24 protein-coding genes are annotated in these 19562 nt (G+C 60.6%); 14 read left to right on the forward strand and 10 right to left on the reverse strand.

Going from position 1 to position 19562, the window contains the following annotated elements; all coding sequences use genetic code 11:
- Nucleotides 1-196: 196 nt before the first annotated feature.
- The 4 genes from ACMQ11_RS04365 to ACMQ11_RS04380 form a co-directional block, all read right to left on the reverse strand.
- On the reverse strand, nt 197-556 hold the full coding sequence (locus tag ACMQ11_RS04365; RefSeq protein ID WP_418991494.1) for a helix-turn-helix domain-containing protein: 360 nt from the start codon (nt 554-556) through the stop codon (nt 197-199).
- A 113-nt stretch (nt 557-669) separates the two neighbouring features.
- Nucleotides 670-1449: a hypothetical protein gene (locus ACMQ11_RS04370; protein ID WP_418991495.1), complete on the reverse strand. Its 780-nt coding sequence runs from the start codon at nt 1447-1449 to the stop codon at nt 670-672.
- A 4-nt stretch (nt 1450-1453) separates the two neighbouring features.
- On the reverse strand, nt 1454-2122 hold the full coding sequence (locus ACMQ11_RS04375; RefSeq protein ID WP_418991496.1) for a tyrosine-type recombinase/integrase: 669 nt from the start codon (nt 2120-2122) through the stop codon (nt 1454-1456).
- 75 nt (nt 2123-2197) lie between these two features.
- On the reverse strand, nt 2198-2674 hold the full coding sequence (locus ACMQ11_RS04380) for an Arm DNA-binding domain-containing protein (protein ID WP_418991497.1): 477 nt from the start codon (nt 2672-2674) through the stop codon (nt 2198-2200).
- Nucleotides 2675-2985: 311 nt separating this feature from the next.
- Between ACMQ11_RS04380 and ACMQ11_RS04385 the strand changes: the two genes are divergently transcribed.
- Genes ACMQ11_RS04385 through ACMQ11_RS04395 form a run of 3 tightly spaced genes read left to right on the forward strand, consistent with a single transcriptional unit; the run spans nt 2986 to nt 4566 of the window.
- Complete coding sequence (locus tag ACMQ11_RS04385; protein WP_418991498.1) at nt 2986-3369, forward strand: hypothetical protein; 384 nt, start codon at nt 2986-2988, stop codon at nt 3367-3369.
- A 44-nt stretch (nt 3370-3413) separates the two neighbouring features.
- Complete coding sequence (locus ACMQ11_RS04390) at nt 3414-3941, forward strand: DUF2589 domain-containing protein (RefSeq protein ID WP_418991499.1); 528 nt, start codon at nt 3414-3416, stop codon at nt 3939-3941.
- Nucleotides 3942-3990: 49 nt separating this feature from the next.
- Nucleotides 3991-4566, forward strand: coding sequence for a DUF2589 domain-containing protein (locus ACMQ11_RS04395; RefSeq protein ID WP_418991500.1), 576 nt, complete (start codon nt 3991-3993; stop codon nt 4564-4566).
- Between the two features lie 284 nt (nt 4567-4850).
- On the opposite strand, the gene ACMQ11_RS04400 is transcribed toward ACMQ11_RS04395, so the two are convergent.
- Nucleotides 4851-5126: a hypothetical protein gene (locus ACMQ11_RS04400; RefSeq protein WP_418991501.1), complete on the reverse strand. Its 276-nt coding sequence runs from the start codon at nt 5124-5126 to the stop codon at nt 4851-4853.
- Here ACMQ11_RS04400 and ACMQ11_RS04405 point away from each other — a divergent pair.
- The gene (locus tag ACMQ11_RS04405; RefSeq protein WP_418991502.1) at nt 5119-5808 is read left to right on the forward strand and encodes a hypothetical protein; all 690 of its coding nucleotides are present in this window, start codon (nt 5119-5121) and stop codon (nt 5806-5808) included. The two genes, ACMQ11_RS04400 and ACMQ11_RS04405, sit on opposite strands and share 8 nt — an antisense overlap.
- Nucleotides 5809-5929: 121 nt before the next feature.
- Entirely contained in the window at nt 5930-6298 is a 369-nt protein-coding gene (locus tag ACMQ11_RS04410) for a DUF3127 domain-containing protein (RefSeq protein ID WP_418991503.1), read from the forward strand.
- A 378-nt stretch (nt 6299-6676) separates the two neighbouring features.
- Here ACMQ11_RS04410 and ACMQ11_RS04415 read toward each other — a convergent pair whose 3' ends face one another.
- The 4 genes from ACMQ11_RS04415 to ACMQ11_RS04430 all read right to left on the reverse strand — a co-directional run bounded on the left by ACMQ11_RS04415 (nt 6677) and on the right by ACMQ11_RS04430 (nt 11036).
- Nucleotides 6677-7789, reverse strand: a complete 1113-nt coding sequence (locus ACMQ11_RS04415) for an FKBP-type peptidyl-prolyl cis-trans isomerase N-terminal domain-containing protein (RefSeq protein WP_418991504.1) — start codon at nt 7787-7789, stop codon at nt 6677-6679.
- A gap of 83 nt (nt 7790-7872) precedes the next feature.
- Nucleotides 7873-8583: an FKBP-type peptidyl-prolyl cis-trans isomerase gene (locus tag ACMQ11_RS04420; RefSeq protein ID WP_418991505.1), complete on the reverse strand. Its 711-nt coding sequence runs from the start codon at nt 8581-8583 to the stop codon at nt 7873-7875.
- Nucleotides 8580-9983 (reverse strand): Na+/H+ antiporter NhaA, encoded by a 1404-nt coding sequence (gene nhaA / locus ACMQ11_RS04425; protein ID WP_418991506.1) that lies wholly within the window; start codon nt 9981-9983, stop codon nt 8580-8582. The genes ACMQ11_RS04420 and nhaA overlap by 4 nt, the downstream gene beginning before the upstream one ends.
- Nucleotides 9984-11036, reverse strand: coding sequence for an agmatinase family protein (locus tag ACMQ11_RS04430; protein WP_418991507.1), 1053 nt, complete (start codon nt 11034-11036; stop codon nt 9984-9986).
- An 86-nt stretch (nt 11037-11122) separates the two neighbouring features.
- Here ACMQ11_RS04430 and ACMQ11_RS04435 point away from each other — a divergent pair, with 86 nt between their 5' ends.
- From ACMQ11_RS04435 to ACMQ11_RS04465, 7 genes are all read left to right on the forward strand, one after another.
- Nucleotides 11123-12127 (forward strand): 4-phosphoerythronate dehydrogenase, encoded by a 1005-nt coding sequence (locus ACMQ11_RS04435; RefSeq protein WP_418991508.1) that lies wholly within the window; start codon nt 11123-11125, stop codon nt 12125-12127.
- A gap of 46 nt (nt 12128-12173) precedes the next feature.
- Nucleotides 12174-13259, forward strand: a complete 1086-nt coding sequence (locus tag ACMQ11_RS04440) for a quinone-dependent dihydroorotate dehydrogenase (RefSeq protein WP_418991509.1) — start codon at nt 12174-12176, stop codon at nt 13257-13259.
- A gap of 2 nt (nt 13260-13261) precedes the next feature.
- On the forward strand, nt 13262-14503 hold the full coding sequence (locus ACMQ11_RS04445) for a competence/damage-inducible protein A (RefSeq protein WP_418991511.1): 1242 nt from the start codon (nt 13262-13264) through the stop codon (nt 14501-14503).
- Nucleotides 14504-14515: 12 nt separating this feature from the next.
- A complete protein-coding gene (locus ACMQ11_RS04450; protein ID WP_418991512.1) occupies nt 14516-15046 on the forward strand; it encodes a CinA family protein in 531 nt (176 codons plus the stop codon).
- Between the two features lie 166 nt (nt 15047-15212).
- Nucleotides 15213-15446 (forward strand): 50S ribosomal protein L28, encoded by a 234-nt coding sequence (rpmB, locus tag ACMQ11_RS04455; RefSeq protein WP_418991513.1) that lies wholly within the window; start codon nt 15213-15215, stop codon nt 15444-15446.
- Between the two features lie 17 nt (nt 15447-15463).
- Nucleotides 15464-15646 (forward strand): 50S ribosomal protein L33, encoded by a 183-nt coding sequence (rpmG, locus tag ACMQ11_RS04460; protein ID WP_418991514.1) that lies wholly within the window; start codon nt 15464-15466, stop codon nt 15644-15646.
- 13 nt (nt 15647-15659) lie between these two features.
- Complete coding sequence (locus ACMQ11_RS04465; RefSeq protein ID WP_418991515.1) at nt 15660-15818, forward strand: DUF4295 domain-containing protein; 159 nt, start codon at nt 15660-15662, stop codon at nt 15816-15818.
- 352 nt (nt 15819-16170) lie between these two features.
- Here the strand turns inward: ACMQ11_RS04465 and ACMQ11_RS04470 are convergent, their stop codons facing one another.
- Nucleotides 16171-17076 carry a hypothetical protein gene (locus ACMQ11_RS04470; RefSeq protein WP_418991516.1) on the reverse strand — a complete coding sequence of 302 codons (906 nt, stop codon included), beginning with the start codon at nt 17074-17076 and terminating at the stop codon, nt 16171-16173.
- A gap of 183 nt (nt 17077-17259) precedes the next feature.
- Here ACMQ11_RS04470 and ftsY point away from each other — a divergent pair, with 183 nt between their 5' ends.
- Together ftsY and rimO are read left to right on the forward strand one after the other, a co-directional pair.
- Nucleotides 17260-18258, forward strand: coding sequence for a signal recognition particle-docking protein FtsY (gene ftsY / locus ACMQ11_RS04475; RefSeq protein WP_418991517.1), 999 nt, complete (start codon nt 17260-17262; stop codon nt 18256-18258).
- Nucleotides 18245-19537 carry a 30S ribosomal protein S12 methylthiotransferase RimO gene (rimO, locus tag ACMQ11_RS04480; protein ID WP_418991518.1) on the forward strand — a complete coding sequence of 431 codons (1293 nt, stop codon included), beginning with the start codon at nt 18245-18247 and terminating at the stop codon, nt 19535-19537. The genes ftsY and rimO overlap by 14 nt, the downstream gene beginning before the upstream one ends.
- Nucleotides 19538-19562 lie beyond the last annotated feature (25 nt).

The raw sequence follows: 19562 nt of genomic DNA on the forward strand, positions 1-19562 counted from the left end.
ACGGTCGTATTTCTTATTGTCCATAATCAATTGCCGACCGTTTTATAGATCATCCAATCGGTACACAAAGATAAAGACCCGATGATCCTTGCACAAGATGCATTAGAACGGATATTTACTGTACAAAACCCGATTAAAGGCCCCTGTGTGCTTACCTTGAGCACCGGGGGCATACTGCTTTTGATCCATACCTCGGTTATTCCCGGTTATTGGCAGATTGAGCAATACGCAGCGAGGCGGCTGTACGCTTCTCATTGGGACGAACGGTGCGCGCTTCGACCCAGGCCAAGAGCTCCCTCTTCGAAAACACCGTGCGGCGTCCGAATTTCTTGTAAGGGATGGCGTCCTTGTAGACGAGGTTGTAGAGAGAGGCCCGCGTGGTGGGAATACCTTGCTCAGCGAGGAACCGGGCCGCGTCCTCAACATTCATTCCGTCGGTCTCGACGGGTTCGTTCTTGCGCCGAAAGTCGGCCAGCTTCGGAAGAATGGCACCGATTGCATCGCCGATAAGCGATTGCAATTGCGCCGGGGTAGTGACGATAACAGAATTTTCCATTGCATCGTGATTTTAAATTTTACACTTGCCCGCGTCCGGGCCTTCAGTGAACGATCACAATGCAAAGGTGATAAATGTATAAAGGGGTTACCAAAAAGGTTATACAACCCTTTTTATTTTTCTAACAGCTTTAATAATTCCTCTGTATCTTCCCGACAAGCTTTACTGGGAATTGGCATATTCGAATAGGCATATGTCGATTTGGGTGTTTTTCTCAACCCTTCTAACCCTGCCCCTGTTACTGCTTCAATAAATAAGGATTTATTTTCTCTCGTCGCATCAGGATATTTATCCAGAATCTTCCAGAGAGCGTGTATAAAGCAGATCCGAGGCGTCTGCTTATTATTACGTCTGACAATATTTTCTAAAGGAACATTTACAATATCTTCAAGTTGCCACTCGGGGGATTTCTGTAATTCGTATTTGAAATACGAAGATACATAATCGTATATATTTAGCTTCCGTAATAAGTTAGATACATCTATACCAATACACAACATACGATAAATTAAATCATAATAAAATTCCACCAAAAGTCCCATAGCATGATACACAAATTCTTGAATTGGTGTAAATTCCAAACCATTATCGGCCATATGATTTAATTGTTTCGAAAGTTCAAAATACCCCTCTCGATTAAAACCATATGCGGCAAAAGTTTGTCTTGCACATAAAAATATGTCACACAATAATAAGTTACGTCCCTCGCTGTCCGCTCTTGATAGTTCTAAAATCACCGGGTGAATATATTTTCGAGCAACATAAACACCATGATCTATACGCTCATCCCTAAATGACATAATTTCCGCTCTTGCTCCATTTTCTACATCACCATTAAAAGCAATATAATCGTCCAATTGTTCTATGCATTGCATTACCTGCTTAATATCCATATCTCTAAAATTTTGTTAATATTTCCGCATTCTTTATCCGCTCCTCTCGCTCGAAGCCGGCAAGGTAGTTTTCTGTCGTCTTGAGGTCCTGGTGCCCGAGGCTTTCCGAAATATAGGCGATATTTGCCCCGGCGCGCTTCAAGACCGTAGCGAACGAGTGCCGGGCCGTATAGGTCGAGATTTTACCGATCCCGAGCCGCTCGCCTACCTCTTGCATCCGTTTGTTGATTGCGCGCGTCAGATACAGCGTTTTCATCTTCCGACGCATAGCATCCTCCCCACCCTCCAGGATCGGAAACAGGTAGCTATCCGGGGCTGGTGTATTCCCCCAGCGGTCGATAATATCCTGCATCTGACGCACCACTATCACACGAATCTCCTTGCGTGTCTTTGTCGTGCGCTCGGTCTTTTGCCGTACAAAGCAAATCTCCCCGTTCACAATATCCCGGTACCTCAACCGCACGATATCCGCCACATTGATGCCGTTACACAGGTAGAGAAACAACCAATAATCCCGGTATTTGGCCGTCGCTTCGGTCCCGTCGTCATATTTTGCAATCTGCCCGATCTGCTCCAGGGTAAGCGCCAGTTTACGCCCCTCTCCGGCTTGTATCTCATAACGGCCTTTACCGAATGGGTACTGAGCCTCCGAAATCTTACCACATCGCTTCATTTCATTGAGGATCGCCCGCAGGTGCCGCATATGTATTCCGACGGTAGTACGGCTTTTGCCCTCTCCAAGTAGGAATTATTCATACCGCCAAACCCAATCCTCTGTTACGGACGATAAGGAAACACGGTCCCCGGCAAAACGTTTTATTCCTTTCATTACGACCTGGTAGGCCATCATATTACCGATACGATCCTGCACCCTCATTTCGGTAATCTTACTTTCAAATGCGATAGTGAGTGTATCGCTGCCAACTCGTTTCAGGCGGCTGTTGAGATTCTCCAATGAAAAAATACGGCGCATTGCAAGGTCCTCAACAACCGTTCGCACGATTTGGTAACTGCTTTCAATATCTTTACGGATCGCTATGAGTGTTCTGGCTTTCGTTGCAGGCAGTGCTTCCCACTCCTCCAGAGTCAAACTCTTCCCGGTCGGATAATACCGGCGCTCCCGTGCATAGGTCACCCGAATGCGCACCGGGAAAAGACCGTCTTTCTTCGGATGGCTGGTGTCGATCATAGCGGCCACCGTAATGCCGTCCCTGGAGTAGTTCATTTTGTGTCTAAATTTTAAATCGGGTACACAATTTAGACACAAAAATAGAGATTTTAATGCAAAAATAATAATGAAATAAAATCTTATATTTGCTGCTGAAAAACAAGCATTTGCAGCGATAAATAAAAATGGTCAAAAATCGGCAAAAATAGCCAAATTACGACTCATAATCCGAAGGTCGTGGGATCATGCCCCTCTGGGTCCACCGCAGAGCCGTACACGTTGTGTACGGCTTTTTTTCGGCCCGGTGCGAACGGCGGCCCGGAATGGCGGTTAAAATCGTAAATTGTAAGTGGTTAAAACTTACAATCATGCCCCAAAACAAATTCGCATTGGCAAGGTATCGGCTCATCGACACCCTGCTGCGCCGCCGGAGCCGTGTCAAAACCGCCGAAATGGCCCGTTTCTGCCGCCATGAGACCGGATTCAGCGTTTCGCAGCGAACCATCCAGCTCGATCTGGAAGCGATGCAGCACGACCCTTTTCTCGGTTTTTTTGCGCCGATAGCCTACGACGCCGCGTGCAGGGCCTATTACTACACCGATTCCTCCTACTCGCTCGCCCGTCCGCCCCTGCGACCCGAGGAGGCCGAACTGCTGCGCACGCTCCGGCAGCGGTTCGCCGACCTGCTGAGCCCCCGGGAGTCGGAGCTGCTCGAAGAGTTGATCGAGCGGTGGGCCGATGAGGCGAAATAAAATTTCGCCTCACAATAATATATTTACATCAAAATCGGTACGCCATGGCATTCTGGAGAAAACAAAACAGCGAACCGCAGACATTCACCGACCTCATTCGAGGGCTGCAACATGCGGTGAATTCGGCGATGGAGATGATCGAAACGCGCAACATCGAGTTGCTCGGCCGCTATTTCGACCCCGCCGGACGGCCTTTCTCGCGGCGGCTCAATATCGACTCCCAGACCTCGATCGACATTCCGCTCATCTCGATCGTCAACCCCTCGTCGATCAACATCAAGGAGGTCGAAATGGATTTCACCGTGCAGATCGCCGCCGCCGAGATCAAGCGCAAGGAGCCCCAGCCGGGCTTCCAGCTCGGCAACGACACGGCCGATTTCTGCAACGGGCTGCAACGCTCCAGTTTCGAGGTGAATTTCGCCGGCGGCAAGGACCACACGCAGATGCACGTCAAGCTCAAATTCGAATCCAACCCCATCCCCGAGGGACTTTCGCGCATCATCGACGAGTACGACAAGACCATCCTGCCCGCGGAGACGCCTCCCGACGAGAGCCGGCAGCCGACGCAGTAAATCCGCCGTACGCCTACGGCACAATACTAACCTTTAAAACCTCAAAACCATGCCATCCGAAGCAGTAAGCAAATTCCAGGGGCTGCCGATCGCCGAACTGATCGCAGCGCCCATGCGCGCCGCATGCGACTCGCAGAAAATCCTCGCCCAGTCGGCGTACGAATTCATGACCCAGATCGGCTTCAAAGTCGACAAGGACGGCAAGCCGACCTCCGATCCGCGGCTTCTGTCGTTTCGGCTCAACCGCCCCATCGAGGGCGATCTGGGCACCTCGCAAGTTGAGGTCAACGCCCCGTTCCTGGGGCTGGTTCCCATCCCGTCGCTGATGATCGACGACGTGCAGATCGATTTCCAGATGGAGGTCACCGAGACCACCGGCAGCAAAGAATCTACCGAGGCCGAGAGCTCGGTGGACGTCAACTCCAGCTTCAACTTCGGCTTTTTCGGCAAGGGCAGCGTCAATGTCCACGGCAAGGTCTCGACCTCGCGCGAGAACACCCGCAGTACCAACCAGACGGCCAAATACCAGGTTCACGTCTCGGCGCGTCAGCAGCCGCCCACCGAGGGGCTGAGCAAGCTGATGGACATCATGGCCGCCTGCACGGAGCCGGTCAAGCTGGGCTGACGCCGCTTGCGGTCCCCTACCGCATACTGCCCGCCCGGGCCCGTAAGCGGTGCCCAGGGCGCCTCTTCCGAGGGCAAGGGCGCCCTTTGCGGGTCCCGATCCCGGCCACACCCCCGGACCGGAGAGCGCGCTCTCCGGTCCATCTTCCCCAAACCCAAACCTCCCCCGATCATGGTTATCGTCATCAGACCCGTCGTTCCCAAGCGCGGAAAAGATTTTTTCGAGCAGGGCGGCTGCATCGCCATATTCCAACACAGCAAACTACGACCACTCCTCTGGACGCCTCAGCCCGCACCGCCGAGCCTCCCCACGACGGACGGAGCGCCACAGGCCTCTCCATCCTCCTCCTCTTCGACATCGGCCCCGCCTGCATCTTCCACCCCGGCACCGCTTCCACCGACCACACGGCGCACCACCCCTGCTCCGATCCCTCCCTCTTCCACCCCGCGCCGGTCGGCCTCTCCGGAACCGCTGCACCGGACGACCCGCACCGGACCTCGCACCGGACTTGCCGCAACGGCTGCACCGCCCCCACCGGCCGAGCCCGCGTCCGTGGACATCGGCACCTCGTTCAAATGCATCTGTTACGAGTGGACGACGGGGCACACGGTGGCCGAGAACGTCGTCATCTGGATCGGACACGGGGCAAAGGAGACAGGACCCGTGCGTTTTCCGGGCATTCTCCGGTTCCGCCAGCTGGCCGGGTTTTGTCTGGTCGCCGCCGCACAACGCGACCCGATGCAGGAAAACATGGTTCGGGCAGCAACCCCTCCTCCGATCAACCGCATCCTTTTCATATCTTGCTATGCCCTGAACTGGGTCACGGCCCGTCTGCCGCAATTTTTTGCAAAGATCGCCACCCCGCAAAACACCGACCTGGGGATCGACGCCTCCAACCTCCCGGTCCACAACGGTGACATCGGCGAGATGCTCCGGAATCTGAGCGATCCGCGATCGCGAAGCGTGCTGGCACAGCTGAAACTCACGCGCGCGGCGGAGTTGCCCGCCGAAAGGTTCTCCGTCCGGCTCACCGTGGGCGAAGCCTATGCCTACGGTCCAGCCATGTTGGAGGAGGTGCTCATCAACCATACCACCTTGATCCAGCGAGGTTGGAAAACAGCAGACCCGCTCGTCTACTTGAAATTCAGTTATCCCCGCCCGACGCCTTCCACGCGCCGGGTCGCCGCTCCTCCACCCGTCGAGCACCGGCTGCCGCCCCCGACCAGTTCGACTCCCCGCTGAAACGGGTACGCCCGCGCTCCGCAGCCGCAACTCCGATCCGCAAATCGATTCCATACCGCCGAACTGTCGAAGATAACCGAAAAATGTTTACCTTTGCAGCAAAATCATAACACGAAACGATATGGAATTCGAAGGAACCGTTTTCAGAATAATGCCCGTGACCAAGGGCACGTCGGCCCGGGGCGAATGGCAGCGTCAGGACGTAGTGTTCGAGTATGCCGACGGCACCTACTCGCGCAAGATTTGCGTGACGTTCTTCAACAAGCCCGACGACGTGGCCCGGCTGAAAGAGGGTGCGACTTATCAGGTCTCGGTCAATGTCGAGTCGCGCGAATACAACGGCCGGTGGTACACCGACATCCGCGCCTGGCGCCTGCAACCCAAGCAGACCGAGGCTCCGGCAGCCCCCATGCCCGACCTGCCGCCCATCGCCGAGGAGCCGTCCTACGCCTCGTCGCCCGCCGCCGAGGTGGACGACCTGCCGTTCTGATTTGCACCGCAGAGAGAACGACCCACGCCTCCGGCCCCGCAAAGGTCCGGAGGTTTTTTCGTATGGATGCTTACCCGGCCGCGCGCTTTTCGCCCCCGCCGTCCGAACCAACGGAGCGCAAGCGACGAGGGATCTTCCTCCCGCAAGAATGGCCGGAAGATTCCTCGCCGGCGCCCGGAGTGACAATAAGAGCAATTGCCGAAGCACACCGGCTGCAATTTGCAACCCGGCAGCGCAACCCGGCCGAAGCATCCGGACCGTCCGTCCCCTGAAGATCGGGCATGACACGCCCGCGGCGAAAGCGGAATCTGCGCAGCCCCGTCCCGCAAAAAAGCCGCCCCCGAACGGGGGCGGCTTTCAAATCATCGCAGTTCCGGACTATTTTGCTGGAGCCACCTCGGGCTTCTCGGCCGTCGCGGTCGAATCGGCCGGTGCGGGCTCCTCGTAGGGGGTCACGTCGATCAGTTCGACCTCGAACTCCAGCGCTTCGTTGGGACCGATATTGCGGCCGGCGCCACGGCTGCCGTAGGCCATGTCCGACGGAATCCAGAGGGTGATCGTACCGCCCTTGCCCACCAGCTGCATACCCTCGGTCCAGCCGGGGATCACGCGGTTGAGCGGGAACTCGACGGGCTCGTCCTTGTCGTACCCCTCGGGGTTCTGCTTCTTGATCATCTCCTGCTGCTCCTTGGGGCGGTTGGCGAATTTAGACGTGTCGAACACCTTGCCCTCGCGCGTGCGGCCCGTGTAGTGGACTTTTACCACGTCGCGCGGATCGGTCGCCTTGACCGTTGCGTCGCCCTCCTTGTCGATGCGGTACAGCAGACCCGACTCGGTCTTCTTCACGCCCGATTTCTTCTCGATCTTCTCCAGCCACGCTTTCGAAGCCTCGGCGTTCTGAGCCGGCAGCGTCACCATGAAATAGTGCTGCAAATACTGGTTGGCCTCGTCCTGCGACATTTTGGCATTGTCGTCGCGCACGTTCTGCATCGCCTCGCCGATCCAGACCAGCTCGACCGGAAGACCGCTCTCGCGCAAATTGGTACCGATGTCGCTACCGAATGCGTAGGAGATGTCCGTACGCTCCTCCTCGGTCTCGAACATTTCGGGATCGGCCGCAGGATAGTCGACCTTGGTGCTGTCGCCGCCGGCCAGGCGCACGCTGTCGGCCTGGGCACGCTTCCGGGCGATGGCGCGGGCGCGTTCGCCGCGCGTAGTCATGAAATACTTGCGCAGCATGTCGAGCGACTCCTCGCGGGATTTGTCCGACTTGTCCAGCGCACCGTCCTTGATCCCTTTGTCGATGGCCTTGTAATCGAACGGGACGTCCCGCATTTCGTAGTTCATGCCGTAGCCGATATTGGCACCGAGGGCATACGACAGCGAGTCGAAATCCGACAGGCTGCCCATCGTGATGCCACCTTTCTTGTCGCAGCAGGAGGTCATCATCGCGGCACCGGCAAGTGCCGCAGCAATAAGAATCTTTTTCATTGTGTGAGTTTTACTATGTTGTGATGTCTCTTACGGTTTGCTCGCGCAAAGATATAAAAATATTGTCACAACGAATCGGATTCTCACCTGAAATTCGCACGTCGCACCCGATTGGCGTATTTATCGACATCGATGAGCTCTATTTCATAGTAGAGCGTGGCGTTGGGAGCCACGCCCAACTCCTTGTCGCCCTCGGCGCCGTAGGCCGCCGCCGACGGCATCCAGGCGTTGATTTTGCCGCCCGGACCGATGAGTTTCACGCTCTCTCGGACCCCCTTGACCAGATCGCCCAGCGCTATGCGCAGCGTGTCCCCCCGCTCGTAGGAGGAGTAGACCTCGCGGTCGTCGGCCGTGCGGATCGTCCACCTCAGGCGCAGCGTGTCGCGGTCCGACGAGGGCAGCTGCTCCTGGTCGCCCACCTCGGTCACGGTGTAGGTCACGCCCGACGCGGTCCGGGCGAACGAGCGGTTCGACTTGGCGATGTCCGCCAGGAACTGCTCCTCGTAGGCGCGGGCTTTCTCGGGCAGCGTCCAGGTCACGTAGCGCAGGTAGAACGTCTCGGCCTCCTGCCCGGTGAAGCGCGGCGAACGGCGCAGCACGTCGCGGATACCCTCGCACACGGCGTTCACGTTGATCGTCGAATCCATCCTGCGCAGGTTCATGCCGATATTCATGCCGATGACGTACGCCACCGAATCGGTGTCGGTCCTCAGCTTCACGCCCCCGCCCGACTTTTTCGAGCAGCCCGCCGCGACGAAAGCCGCGGCAAGCAGCACAAGCACTGTTTTTTTCATTCGGTCTTCGGTTTTTTCGAAAAGAGCACGATCAGCACGCTGCCCAGCACGGCGGCGGCGGTCGAACCCATCAGGATCGCAATCTTGCCGCGGTCGATCAGCCCCGCATCGGTGTAGGCCAGTCCGTCGACGAACAACGACATCGTAAAGCCAATACCGCCCAGACAGGCCACGGCCAGCAGCATGCGCCACGTAGCCCCGTCGGGCATCTCGGCCACGCGGAATTTCACGGCCGCGAAGCTCGCAAGAAATATGCCCAGCGGCTTGCCGATCATCAGGCCGAAGAAGACGCCCAGCCCCACGGCTCCCGTCTCGGGTCCGACATGGAAGATATTGAAATACTCGGCCGAGTTGATCTCGACCCCGGCGTTGGCCAGCGCGAAGATGGGCATGATGAGGAACGTGACATAGGGGGTCAGGGCGTGTTCGAGCCGGTAACTCATGCCCATCGAACCCGAAGCCAGCCGGCGCATTTCGCGCAGGTGGAAGCGGTGCTCCTCGTTGGGAAAATCGTCCTCGACGCCGTCGCCGTCCAGATCGGGATTGGCCCCCACGAGGCAATCTTTCAGCCACGACATCTTGTGCATGAAATATTCACGGCTGAAGCGGGGTTCCATCGGAATCACCAGCGCCATCGCCACGCCCGAGAGGGTCGAATGCACACCCGAGTAGTAGAACAGTCCCCACACGACCACGGCCGGGACGAGGTAGAAGATCATGCGCTTCTCGCCGAGCCGGTTGAGGGCGTAGACCGCAGCCAGAATCACCAGCGCAATGGCCAGACACACCAGGTGCAACTCGCCGCCGTAGAAGAGCGCGATGACGAGGATGGCCCCCAGGTCGTCGGCGATGGCCAGCGCCGTGAGGAAGATCTTCAGCGACACGGGAACGCGGTCGCCCAGCATCGAGAGGATGCCCACGGCGAATGCAATGTCGGTGGCCGTGGGAATGCCCCAGCCGTTGGCCGCGGGGGTGCCGTGGTTGAACAGGGCGAAGATCAGCGCCGGAGCGATCATGCCCCCGGCCGCCGCAACCACCGGGAGGATGGCCCGGCGCACCGATGAGAGATGTCCGCAGACGACCTCGCGCTTGATTTCGAGCCCCACGGTGAAGAAGAAGATCACCATCAGGCAGTCGTTGATGAACCCCTCGACGGTCATTCCGCGCGGGAAAGCCCAGTCGATCACCCCGCCGGGGGATTTGACCACCAGCGAAAGGTCGGTTTCCAGCAGATTGTGGTAATAAAGTTTGGTCGCCGGCAGATTGGCCAGCAGCATGGCTACGACCACGCAGACGAGCAGCGCCACGCCGCCCGCCCAGGGAGCCTCCATCAACCCGCGGCGGCGTACGTTCATCGCATAGCGCGCACGCACCCAGCCGTACATCGAGAATAATCGCATCTATTTTTCGTTTGGTTTTTCGTTCGATTTGAGGGTCTGCCCGCAAAGTTTCCACAGCATGCGTGCCCCCGTGACGGCGTCCGTACGCTCCTCCCGCGCCGGGCATACCTCCACCAGGTCGAAGCCGATGATGCGGCGGCCCGAGCGCACGAGCGTGTCGAGCAGCCACACGGCCTTGTTGAAACTCAGCCCTCCGTTGACGGGCGTACCGGTGTGGGGGCAGTCGGCCGGATCGAGGCCGTCGATGTCGAAACTCACATAGACCTCCTGCGGCAGTTCCTCCACGATGCGGCGGCACTGCGCGTCCCACGTCTCGCCCCGGAACTCCGCTCCGGCGAGCGCCATGTCGTCGAACAGCACCACCCGCCCCGACGCCGCGGCCGTCTCGGCCTCCCGCCGGCTGTAATCGCGCACGCCGACCTGCACGATCCGCTGTACGGCCCCGACATCGCGCAGCACGTTGAACATGATCGAGGCGTGGGAGAATTCGAACCCCTCGTAGGCGTCCCTGAGGTCGCAGTGGGCGTCGACATGCAGGATCCCGAACCGCTCGTACCGCTCGCCCAGGGCGCGGATCAGCGAGTAGGGCGTCGAGTGGTCGCCGCCCACCAGTCCCACCGTCTTGCCCCGCTCGAGCCAGTGGCGGGCCTGCGCCGCGATGTTGGCGTTCAGGGCCCGGCACCCCTCGTTCACGCGGCGGATCTTGCGGACCGCGTAGTCGTCCTCGGGACATCCGCCCCCCTCGAGGTGCTCGATCACGCGGGCCGCATCGGTCCTCAGACGCTGCGACTCCTCCTGGAGCGTGTAGTCGATGTCGGCCGTGGCGATTCCGCGGCGCCAAGCGTCGGGCGCCAGCGGATCGTAGTAGTCGAGCTGCGTCGAGGCCTCGATGAGGGCATCGGGGGCATAGGCCGTTCCGGCCCCGTACGAGACCGTCACGTCCCACGGCGCCGAGATAAGCACCAGGGCGGCCGTTTCCGGCTCGAACGGCAGTCCGAAATAGGTTCCGTTATCCACGCCGACCCCGTCGGGATCGAAAGTTTTTTGTTCCATAAAGACGCCTGTTGTCGAACAAAGGTACGAAAATTTTAAAATTTTATTATCTTTGTTTTCCGTAAAAGACGAGAATCCGGGAAAAAGTGAAGAATCTCAAGATCATCGCCGACAGCGCCATCCCCTTTCTGAGGGGTGCGCTCGAACCCTGGGCCGAGGTGCACTACCTGCCCGGAGCGGCCATCGAGGCAGCCGATGTCTGCGACGCCGACGCGCTCATCGTCCGCACCCGCACGCGCTGCGACGCGCGGCTGCTCGGCGGCTCGCACGTCGGCCTGGTGGCCACGGCGACCATCGGCTTCGACCACATCGACACGGCGTGGTGCGCCGCGAACGGCATCCGCGTGGAGACCGCCGCGGGCTGCAACGCCCGGGGCGTACTGCAATGGGTGGCCGCCGTGCTGGTCCACCTCTCCCGCCTCGGGGGTTGGCGGCCAGAAGAGCGCACGCTGGGCGTCGTCGGCGTGGGCCATGTGGGTTCACTCGTCCGGGAGTACGCCGAGCTGTGGGGGTTCCGCGTCCTCTGCTGCGACCCACCGCGCGAGGAGCGCGAACACTGCGGCTTCCTCCCGCTGGAGGAGGTGGCGCGCCATTCCGACATCCTCACGTTCCACACGCCGCTGGACGACACCACGCGGCACATGGCCGGCAAAGAGTTGTTCGGCCAGATGCGCCCCGGCGCCATCCTCCTGAACTCCTCGCGCGGCGAGGTGGTGGACGGCGAGGCGCTCGCCGCGAGCGGCCTGGGGTGGGTGCTCGACGTCTGGGAGCACGAGCCGCACCTCGATCCCGGATTGCTGCGCCGGGCGCTGCTGGCCACGCCCCACGTCGCGGGCTACTCCGAGCAGGGCAAGGCCAACGCCACGGCCCTCGTCGTCGAGGCCGTAGCGCGCCATTTCGACCTCCCGGCAAAGGCGTGGCGCCCGTCCGAAGCGGCGCGTCCCGCACCCCGCCCGATCGGCTGGCAGGAGCTTTGCAGCACCATCGGCGAGGCGTACGACATCGCCGGAGAGAGCCGCTGTCTGAAAGCACACCCCGACGCATTCGAACGCCTGCGCGACAACTACCGCTACCGCCGCGAATATTTTTAACCAAATCAATTCTTTTTTAGTAACTTTGCGGCCGTTACCCAAGGACATGTACCGAAGTATCATCAAGCCGATCCTCTTCTCGCTCACCATCGAGCGGGCCCACAGCGCGGTTCTCACGCTGCTGCGCATCGTCGGGTTCATCCCCGGCGGCCGCTGGCTGCTCGGAAAACTCTACGCCGTGCGGCATCCGGCGCTCGAACGCGAGGTCTTCGGTCTCCGGTTCCCCAACCCGGTGGGGCTGGCCGCGGGGTTCGACCGCAACGGCGAAGCGTTCCGCGAACTGGCGGCCCTGGGCTTCGGTTTCGTCGAGGTGGGCACCCTCACGCCGCGTCCGCAGGCGGGCAATCCGCGTCCGCGCATCTTCCGCCTGCCGCGCGACCGGGCCATCATCCAGCGCATCGGCCTCTCGAACCGCGGGCTCGAGAACGCCATCCGCCACCTGCGGCGTCCCCACGCGGGGGTCCTCGTCGGCTGCAACATCGGCAAGAACGCCGCCACGCCGGCCGAAAACGCCCCGGCCGACTACCTGCGCCTCTTCCGCAGTCTCTACCAGTACGCCGACTATTTCACGGTCAACATCAGCTGCGACAACGCCTGCCGCGAGGGAGCCTCGCACGCGCGCGAACATATATTACAGATTCTCGACCCGCTCTTCGACTTTCGGCGCGGACAGAGCGAGTACCGCCCCATCATGCTCAAAATCTCGCCCGACATGACGGACGAAGTGATCGACGGCATCACCGACGTGCTGCTCTCCACCCCGCTGGACGGCATCGTCGCCACCAACGGCACCCACTGCCGCGAGGGGCTGCGCACCAGCCGCACCTCGCTCGACAAGATCGGCACCGGACGGCTCAGCGGTGCTCCGCTCACGGCGCGGGCCGTCGAGGTCGTGCGGCGCATCCACACCCGCTCGGGCGGCACCTACCCCATCATCGGCACCGGGGGGCTGATGAGCGCCGACGACGTGCGGGCCATGCTCGACGCGGGCGCCGACCTGGTACAGCTCTACACGGGCTACATCTACGAAGGTCCCCGCCTGGTGCGCGACATCTGCCACGCGCTGATCGCCGACGCCGAACGGCACTCCCGCGCAGATGAAAACCCGACGCCTCCCGCAACAGAACAATAGCCATGCAAGCCACCGTCATCACCATCGGCGATGAAATTCTCATCGGCCAGATCACCGATACCAACTCCGTATCCATCGCCCGCCACCTCAACGCCGCCGGCATCGTCGTCCGTGAAAAAATCTCGATCGGCGACGACCGCGAGCAGATCGGCCGGAGCGTCCGGCAGGCCCTCGGAGAGTCGAACGTAGTCATCCTCACGGGCGGTCTGGGCCCTACCAAGGACGACATCACCAAGAAGACGCTGGCCGACCTCTTCCACAGCCCCTTGCGCAACGACCCTACAGTCGCCGCCCACGTCGAGCGGATGCTCGCCGCACGCGGTATCGAGTTCAACGCCCTCAACCGCTCGCAGGCGCTCGTCCCCGAGGCCTGTACGGTGCTCTTCAACGCCCACGGCACGGCCCCGGGCATGTGGTTCGAAACCGACGGCAAGGTCCTCGTCTCGCTTCCCGGCGTCCCGTTCGAGATGGAGCACCTGATGGCCGAAGAGGTCATGCCCCGCCTCAAGGCCCGCTTCGCGCTGCGGCAGATCGTCCACCGCACGCTCATCACGGCCGGGCTGGCCGAGTCGGTGCTCGCCAAGACCATCGAAGCGTGGGAGAATGCGCTGCCCGCCCACCTCAAACTGGCCTACCTCCCCAATCCGGGCACGGTGCGGCTGCGCCTTTCGGCCTACGAGGTCGAGGGCGAAAGCGTCCGGCAGGAGATCGAGCGGCAGTTCGAAGCCCTCCGGCAGCTCATCCCCGGCCACATCGTCGGGTTCGAGACGGCCTCGATGCAGGAGCTGGTCCACAACCTGCTGACCGCGCGCGGGCTCACGCTGGCCACGGCCGAAAGCTGCACGGGCGGCGCAATCGCCGCGCGCTTCACGGCCATGCCGGGCGCCTCGGCCTATTTCCTGTGCGGCGCGGTGTCGTACAGCAACGAATCGAAAAGCGCTCTGCTGAGCGTCGATCCCGCTGCGATCCGACGCTTCGGAGCCGTCAGCGAGGAGGTCGCCCGCCAGATGGCCGAGGGCGCCCGCCGCATCTCGGGCGCCGACTATGCCGTCTCGACCACGGGCATCGCCGGCCCCACGGGCGGCACCGCCGAAAAACCCGTCGGCACGGTCTGGATCGCCGTCTCGACGCCCCACGGCACCACCGCCGTCCTCAAGCAGTGCGGCACCGACCGCGGACAGATCATCGACCGCGCCAGTGCTTTGGCTATCAGCTTGCTGCACGATGTACTCAACCGAAACTAACCCACCCGTCCCATGAACCGATTTCTTCTCGTCCTCCTCGTCCTTATCGCAGGCACCGCCTGCCGCCGCTCCCTGCCCGAAGAGGAGGTCCACCGCCTCCTGACCGAGCGCATGCAGACCCTCGCCACGGCCGAGAGCTGCACGGGCGGCACCATCGCCGCGCGATTCACGGCCCTGCCCGGCGCTTCGGCCTATTTCATCAGCGGCGTGGTCGCTTACAGCCTCGACGCCAAACGCTCGCTGCTTCACGTCTGCTGCGACAGCGTGGCCCGCTACGGCATGGTCAGCGAACCGGTCGTCCGCCAGATGGCCGAGGGAGCCCGCCGCGCCGCCGGCACCCACTACGCCATCGCCACCACCGGCATCGCGGGCCCCACGGGCGGCACGCCCGAGCAGCCCGTCGGCACGGTCTGGATCGCCGTATCGTCGCCCCTGGGCACCACCTCGCGTCTGATCCATGCCCGGGGCGACCGCCGGCAGATCATCCGCGAGGCCGGAACCGAGGCCATCGAACTGCTCGTCGACGAACTGCGCAAGGAGTAACCGTCCGCCTTGGAATGCCCGCAGGACAGCTCATTCAAAATACTGATAGACAGCCACTTATTTCAAGCGCCAAAATTATGCTCCCGAATTCGTGACGCTATATCGGATTTTTTACCTATATTTGCACTCCCTTATGTGGGAATAACAATAAACCTTATCGAACAACATGAAAGTTTGCGAAATCACAGGCAAGGTGGCGATGGTGGGCAACAACGTCTCGCACTCGCACCACAAGACCAAGCGCAAATTCAGTCCCAATCTGAAAACCAAGCGTTTCTGGTCCGAGCAGGAGGGTCGCTGGATTACCCTGAAGGTAACGGCCGCCGGCATGAAAACAATCAACAAGAAAGGTCTTGCGGTCGCTCTGCGTGAAGCAGTCGCAGCCAAGTCCATCTACTAAAAACACCGAATCGACACATGGCAAAAAAAGGCAACCGCGTGCAGGTCATCCTCGAATGCACCGAACAGAAAGAGAGCGGTGTTGCAGGAATGTCCCGCTACATCACTACCAAGAACAAGAAGAACACCCCCGACCGTCTGGAGCGCCGCAAGTACAATCCGTTCCTGAAGAAGGTCACCGTTCACCGTGAAATCAAATAGGAAATAAAGCTCTATGGCAAAGAAAGTAGTCGCAACGCTGAAAACCGGTGCAGGTAAGCAGTTTACCAAGTGCATCAAGATGGTCAAGTCGGAGAAGACCGGAGCCTACATGTTCAAGGAAGGCATCATCCCCAACGACCAGGTCAAGGAGTTCTTCGAAGAGAAGAAATAGTATTTTTAAGAGCGATCTTAAAATACAAAGGGCATCCCGAATGGGCTGCCCTTTGTGTTTGCGCACACACCGCGCCTCGGAACACACCGCGGCGCCTCGCCCGCAACGAAAAGACGCCCTCCCGCATGGAAGAGGCGTCCTGTTTTTTCAGTATGTCGAGACGGGGGAGGGCTCGCAGCAAACGGTCCGAAAGAGGGCGACCGCTTTCGTCTGTTGCGTATTCAGTAGGCCCTCAAGCCGAGCCGACCGTGCTACTCCGTCCGGGGGCAGAACCTCCGCACGCCCGCAACTCCCGGCTGCGCACTCCGCACCATAGCACCGCTCGCAAACGAGCCGACGACTCCGCCCGGGGTCAGAACCTGCGTACGGCCCGCACCAGAAACTTGTTGTACTTGGGAATCTCGACCACGTAGGGCGGTTCGAGCGCCATGTGGGAGGTGTAGGCGTTCTTCTCGTCCATCTCCGTGGAGGAGAAATAGTAAACCAGCCGGTCCATCCGTTCGCCGCCATTATCTTTGAGCGAATTGTTGAATTTGTTGCGGGCCTGGCGGTTGTTTCCCGCACGCGAACCGCCGTTGTAGTTGTGACCGATCGTGAGCAGTTCGTCGATGGCGGGCAGATACCACCCCTCCCCCTTGTCACGGCACCACTTGAATGCCGGGAAATCGTCCCACGAGAGGTCGTTGTCCGCGATGTAGCGGGCCACGTTCTCCATGTTGACCGTCCCGTCCGTCCGGTCGTCCACACCCGTCAAGCGCAGGTCGGGCTTGCGGAAAGCGCTCCAGGGGAGGTATATCTCGTCGAGCGAGACGATCATCCCGTGCAGCCGGTCCTCGGAGACCTGGCATACCACGCCCTGTATGCCGTCGCGTTCGTAATAATCGCCCACGGCATACTGCTTGAGCACGTATTCCGCCCCCGCGGGCGCCTGGAGCTCCGTTGCGGGCACAACGGGTACAGCGGTCGTCGCAGCCGTTGCGGGCTGCGGTTCGGGCGTCGCAGCAGCGGACAAAGCCGGCTGCGCCTTGAAATACTCTTTCTCGCCGTTGGCGTATTGTATGTAGCCAATCTCGACGATGGGCAGCACATAGGTCGGGCCGTCGGGGTTCGAATAGCGCTTGTAACGCACCGCATCGGGGGTGATCTCGTTGACTTTGGCCTCGATCCGCGTCGAGTCGGTCTTGACGATCAAATCCTGCGCGGCGGCCGAAACGACGCCGCACAGCACGGCGATCAGGAGCAAGAGGGTTCTTTTCATGCTTCAAAAACGGTTAAATCCATCGGTTGATGCCTTTGGCCGGGCCCGGTTGATTCCGGCCTGCCCGCCGCACGGCATATCTTCGGTAAAGGTAACGTTTTTTTCCAAACTTTCTTGCTATCTTTGCTGAAGAAATCGACGCCTTTCACTTTTCACCTTTAACCTTTCACTTTATAATAAGGTATGGCATTTTTCGATATTTTCAAAAAGCGAACCGACACACCCGCCCCCGCCGAGGAGGTGCGGCAGCAGCAAGCCGAGCTCGACGCCGGTCTGGAGCGGACCAAGACGGGCCTCTTCTCCAAACTGGCGCGCGCCGTAGCGGGCCGCTCGGCAATCGACGCCGACGTGCTGGACGACCTGGAGGAGGTGCTGATCACCTCCGACGTGGGGGTCGAGACCACCGTGAAGATCATCCGCCGCATCGAAGAGCGCGTGGCGCGCGACAAATACATGAACGCTTCGGAGCTGCAACGCCTCCTGCGCGAGGAGATTGCAGACCTCCTGGAGCAGGCCTCCGGCTCGGCCGAGCATTTCGGGCTCGATGCCCGTCCCGGTGAACCCTGCGTGGTGATGGTCGTGGGCGTCAACGGCGCCGGCAAGACCACCACCGTCGGCAAGCTCGCCGCTCAGCTCACACGCGCGGGCCGCAAGGTGTGGATCGGCGCCGCCGACACGTTCCGCGCCGCCGCCATTGACCAGCTCAAGGTGTGGGCCGACCGCGCCGGAGCCACGATGATCCGGCAGGAGATGGGCTCCGACCCCGCTTCGGTGGCTTTCGACACGCTCACGTCGGCCCGCGCCAACGGCGCCGACGTGGTGCTGATCGACACCGCCGGCCGGCTCCACAACAAGGTGGGGCTGATGAACGAGCTGACGAAGATCCGCAACGTCATGTCGAAAGTTATCCCCGACGCGCCCCACGAGGTGATGCTCGTGCTCGACGGCTCGACGGGACAGAATGCCTTCGAGCAGGCCCGCCAGTTCACCCAGGCGACCAAAGTAACGTCGCTCACGATCACCAAACTCGACGGCACGGCCAAGGGGGGCGTGGTGATCGGCATCAGCGACCAGTTCCACATTCCGGTGCGCTACATCGGTATCGGCGAGGGGATCGATGCCCTGCGCATCTTCGACCGCCGCGAGTTCGTCAACGCACTGTTCGGCGATGAAAAAAATTAACGTCATCACCCTCGGCTGCTCGAAGAACACGGTCGATTCGGAGCACCTGATGGCCCGCCTGGCGGCTGCGGGCTACGAGGTGGTCTTCGACAGCGACCGCACCGACGCCCGCACGGTGGTCATCAACACCTGCGGATTTATCGGCGACGCCAAGCAGGAGTCCATCGACCTGATCCTGCGGGCCGCGGCGGCCAAGGAGGCCGGGAAGATCGACCGCCTGTTCGTCATCGGCTGCCTCTCGGAGCGCTATGCCGATGCCCTGAGGACCGAAATTCCCGAGGTCGACGCCTATTTCGGCGCCCGCACCTGGGACGGGATCATCCGCGCACTGGGCGCGGCCGACGGGCCCGAGCTGGCCACCGAGCGCCGCCTGACCACCCCGCGCCACTACGCCTACCTCAAAATCTCCGAGGGCTGCAACTGGAAATGCGGCTACTGTGCCATACCGCTCATCCGGGGTCCGCACGTTTCGGTCCCGATCGAGCAGCTGGAGGAGGAAGCCCGCAAGCTGGCCGCACAGGGGGTCCGCGAACTGATCCTCATCGCCCAAGACACGACCTACTACGGGCTGGACCTCTACGGCCGCCGCCGGCTCGCCGAACTGATGCACCGCCTGTGCCGCATCGAGGGGATCGCGTGGATTCGGCTCCACTACGCCTACCCCGCCGCCTTTCCCGACGACGTGATCGAAGCGATGGCCACGGAGCCCAAAATCTGCAAATACCTCGACATCCCGTTCCAGCACATCTCCGACGCCCAGCTTTCGGCCATGCACCGCCGCCACACCAAAGCCGAAGCGCTGGAGCTCGTCCGCCGCCTGCGCTCCGCCATCCCCGACCTGGCACTGCGCACCACCCTCTTGGTGGGCTATCCGGGCGAAACGGAGACCGATTTCGCCGAACTCATGGATTTCGTGCGCGACGTGCGTTTCGAACGCCTGGGGGTCTTTCCCTACTCCGAGGAGGAGGGAACTTTCTCGGCCGAAAAGCTCACGGCCGACGTGCCCGAGCAGGTCAAGCAGCAACGCACTGAGCGCCTGATGGCCTTGCAGCAGGAGCTGTCGCTCGAAAACAACCGCCGCCGCGTGGGGCGAACCGAGCGCGTTGTGATCGACTCGCGCCAGGGCGACTACTTCGTCGGCCGCACCCAGTACGACTCGCCCGAGGTGGACCAGGAGGTGCTGATCCCCGTCGCCGCGCGTCGTCTTCAGAGAGGGCATTTCTACGACGTAAGGATCGACTCGGCCGCCGATTACGACCTTTATGGCCGCGTGGTCTGAAATTTCATCCGCCCACGATGCAGCA

Source organism: Alistipes sp. (assembly GCF_048465575.1).
Classification (GTDB): domain Bacteria; phylum Bacteroidota; class Bacteroidia; order Bacteroidales; family Rikenellaceae; genus Alistipes.

Excerpts from the sequence above, each read along its gene's own strand:
- ACMQ11_RS04365 (WP_418991494.1), bottom strand. The coding sequence starts at position 556 with ATGGAAAATTCTGTTATCGTCACTACCCCGGCGCAATTGCAATCGCTT.
- ACMQ11_RS04370 (WP_418991495.1), bottom strand. The coding sequence starts at position 1,449 with ATGGATATTAAGCAGGTAATGCAATGCATAGAACAATTGGACGATTAT.
- ACMQ11_RS04375 (WP_418991496.1), bottom strand. The coding sequence starts at position 2,122 with ATGAAGCGATGTGGTAAGATTTCGGAGGCTCAGTACCCATTCGGTAAA.
- ACMQ11_RS04380 (WP_418991497.1), bottom strand. The coding sequence starts at position 2,674 with ATGAACTACTCCAGGGACGGCATTACGGTGGCCGCTATGATCGACACC.
- ACMQ11_RS04385 (WP_418991498.1), top strand. The coding sequence starts at position 2,986 with ATGCCCCAAAACAAATTCGCATTGGCAAGGTATCGGCTCATCGACACC.
- ACMQ11_RS04390 (WP_418991499.1), top strand. The coding sequence starts at position 3,414 with ATGGCATTCTGGAGAAAACAAAACAGCGAACCGCAGACATTCACCGAC.
- ACMQ11_RS04395 (WP_418991500.1), top strand. The coding sequence starts at position 3,991 with ATGCCATCCGAAGCAGTAAGCAAATTCCAGGGGCTGCCGATCGCCGAA.
- ACMQ11_RS04400 (WP_418991501.1), bottom strand. The coding sequence starts at position 5,126 with ATGTCCACGGACGCGGGCTCGGCCGGTGGGGGCGGTGCAGCCGTTGCG.
- ACMQ11_RS04410 (WP_418991503.1), top strand. The coding sequence starts at position 5,930 with ATGGAATTCGAAGGAACCGTTTTCAGAATAATGCCCGTGACCAAGGGC.
- ACMQ11_RS04415 (WP_418991504.1), bottom strand. The coding sequence starts at position 7,789 with ATGAAAAAGATTCTTATTGCTGCGGCACTTGCCGGTGCCGCGATGATG.
- ACMQ11_RS04420 (WP_418991505.1), bottom strand. The coding sequence starts at position 8,583 with ATGAAAAAAACAGTGCTTGTGCTGCTTGCCGCGGCTTTCGTCGCGGCG.
- nhaA (WP_418991506.1), bottom strand. The coding sequence starts at position 9,983 with ATGCGATTATTCTCGATGTACGGCTGGGTGCGTGCGCGCTATGCGATG.
- ACMQ11_RS04430 (WP_418991507.1), bottom strand. The coding sequence starts at position 11,036 with ATGGAACAAAAAACTTTCGATCCCGACGGGGTCGGCGTGGATAACGGA.
- ACMQ11_RS04440 (WP_418991509.1), top strand. The coding sequence starts at position 12,174 with ATGTACCGAAGTATCATCAAGCCGATCCTCTTCTCGCTCACCATCGAG.
- ACMQ11_RS04445 (WP_418991511.1), top strand. The coding sequence starts at position 13,262 with ATGCAAGCCACCGTCATCACCATCGGCGATGAAATTCTCATCGGCCAG.
- ACMQ11_RS04450 (WP_418991512.1), top strand. The coding sequence starts at position 14,516 with ATGAACCGATTTCTTCTCGTCCTCCTCGTCCTTATCGCAGGCACCGCC.
- rpmB (WP_418991513.1), top strand. The coding sequence starts at position 15,213 with ATGAAAGTTTGCGAAATCACAGGCAAGGTGGCGATGGTGGGCAACAAC.
- rpmG (WP_418991514.1), top strand. The coding sequence starts at position 15,464 with ATGGCAAAAAAAGGCAACCGCGTGCAGGTCATCCTCGAATGCACCGAA.
- ACMQ11_RS04465 (WP_418991515.1), top strand. The coding sequence starts at position 15,660 with ATGGCAAAGAAAGTAGTCGCAACGCTGAAAACCGGTGCAGGTAAGCAG.
- ACMQ11_RS04470 (WP_418991516.1), bottom strand. The coding sequence starts at position 17,076 with ATGAAAAGAACCCTCTTGCTCCTGATCGCCGTGCTGTGCGGCGTCGTT.
- ftsY (WP_418991517.1), top strand. The coding sequence starts at position 17,260 with ATGGCATTTTTCGATATTTTCAAAAAGCGAACCGACACACCCGCCCCC.
- rimO (WP_418991518.1), top strand. The coding sequence starts at position 18,245 with ATGAAAAAAATTAACGTCATCACCCTCGGCTGCTCGAAGAACACGGTC.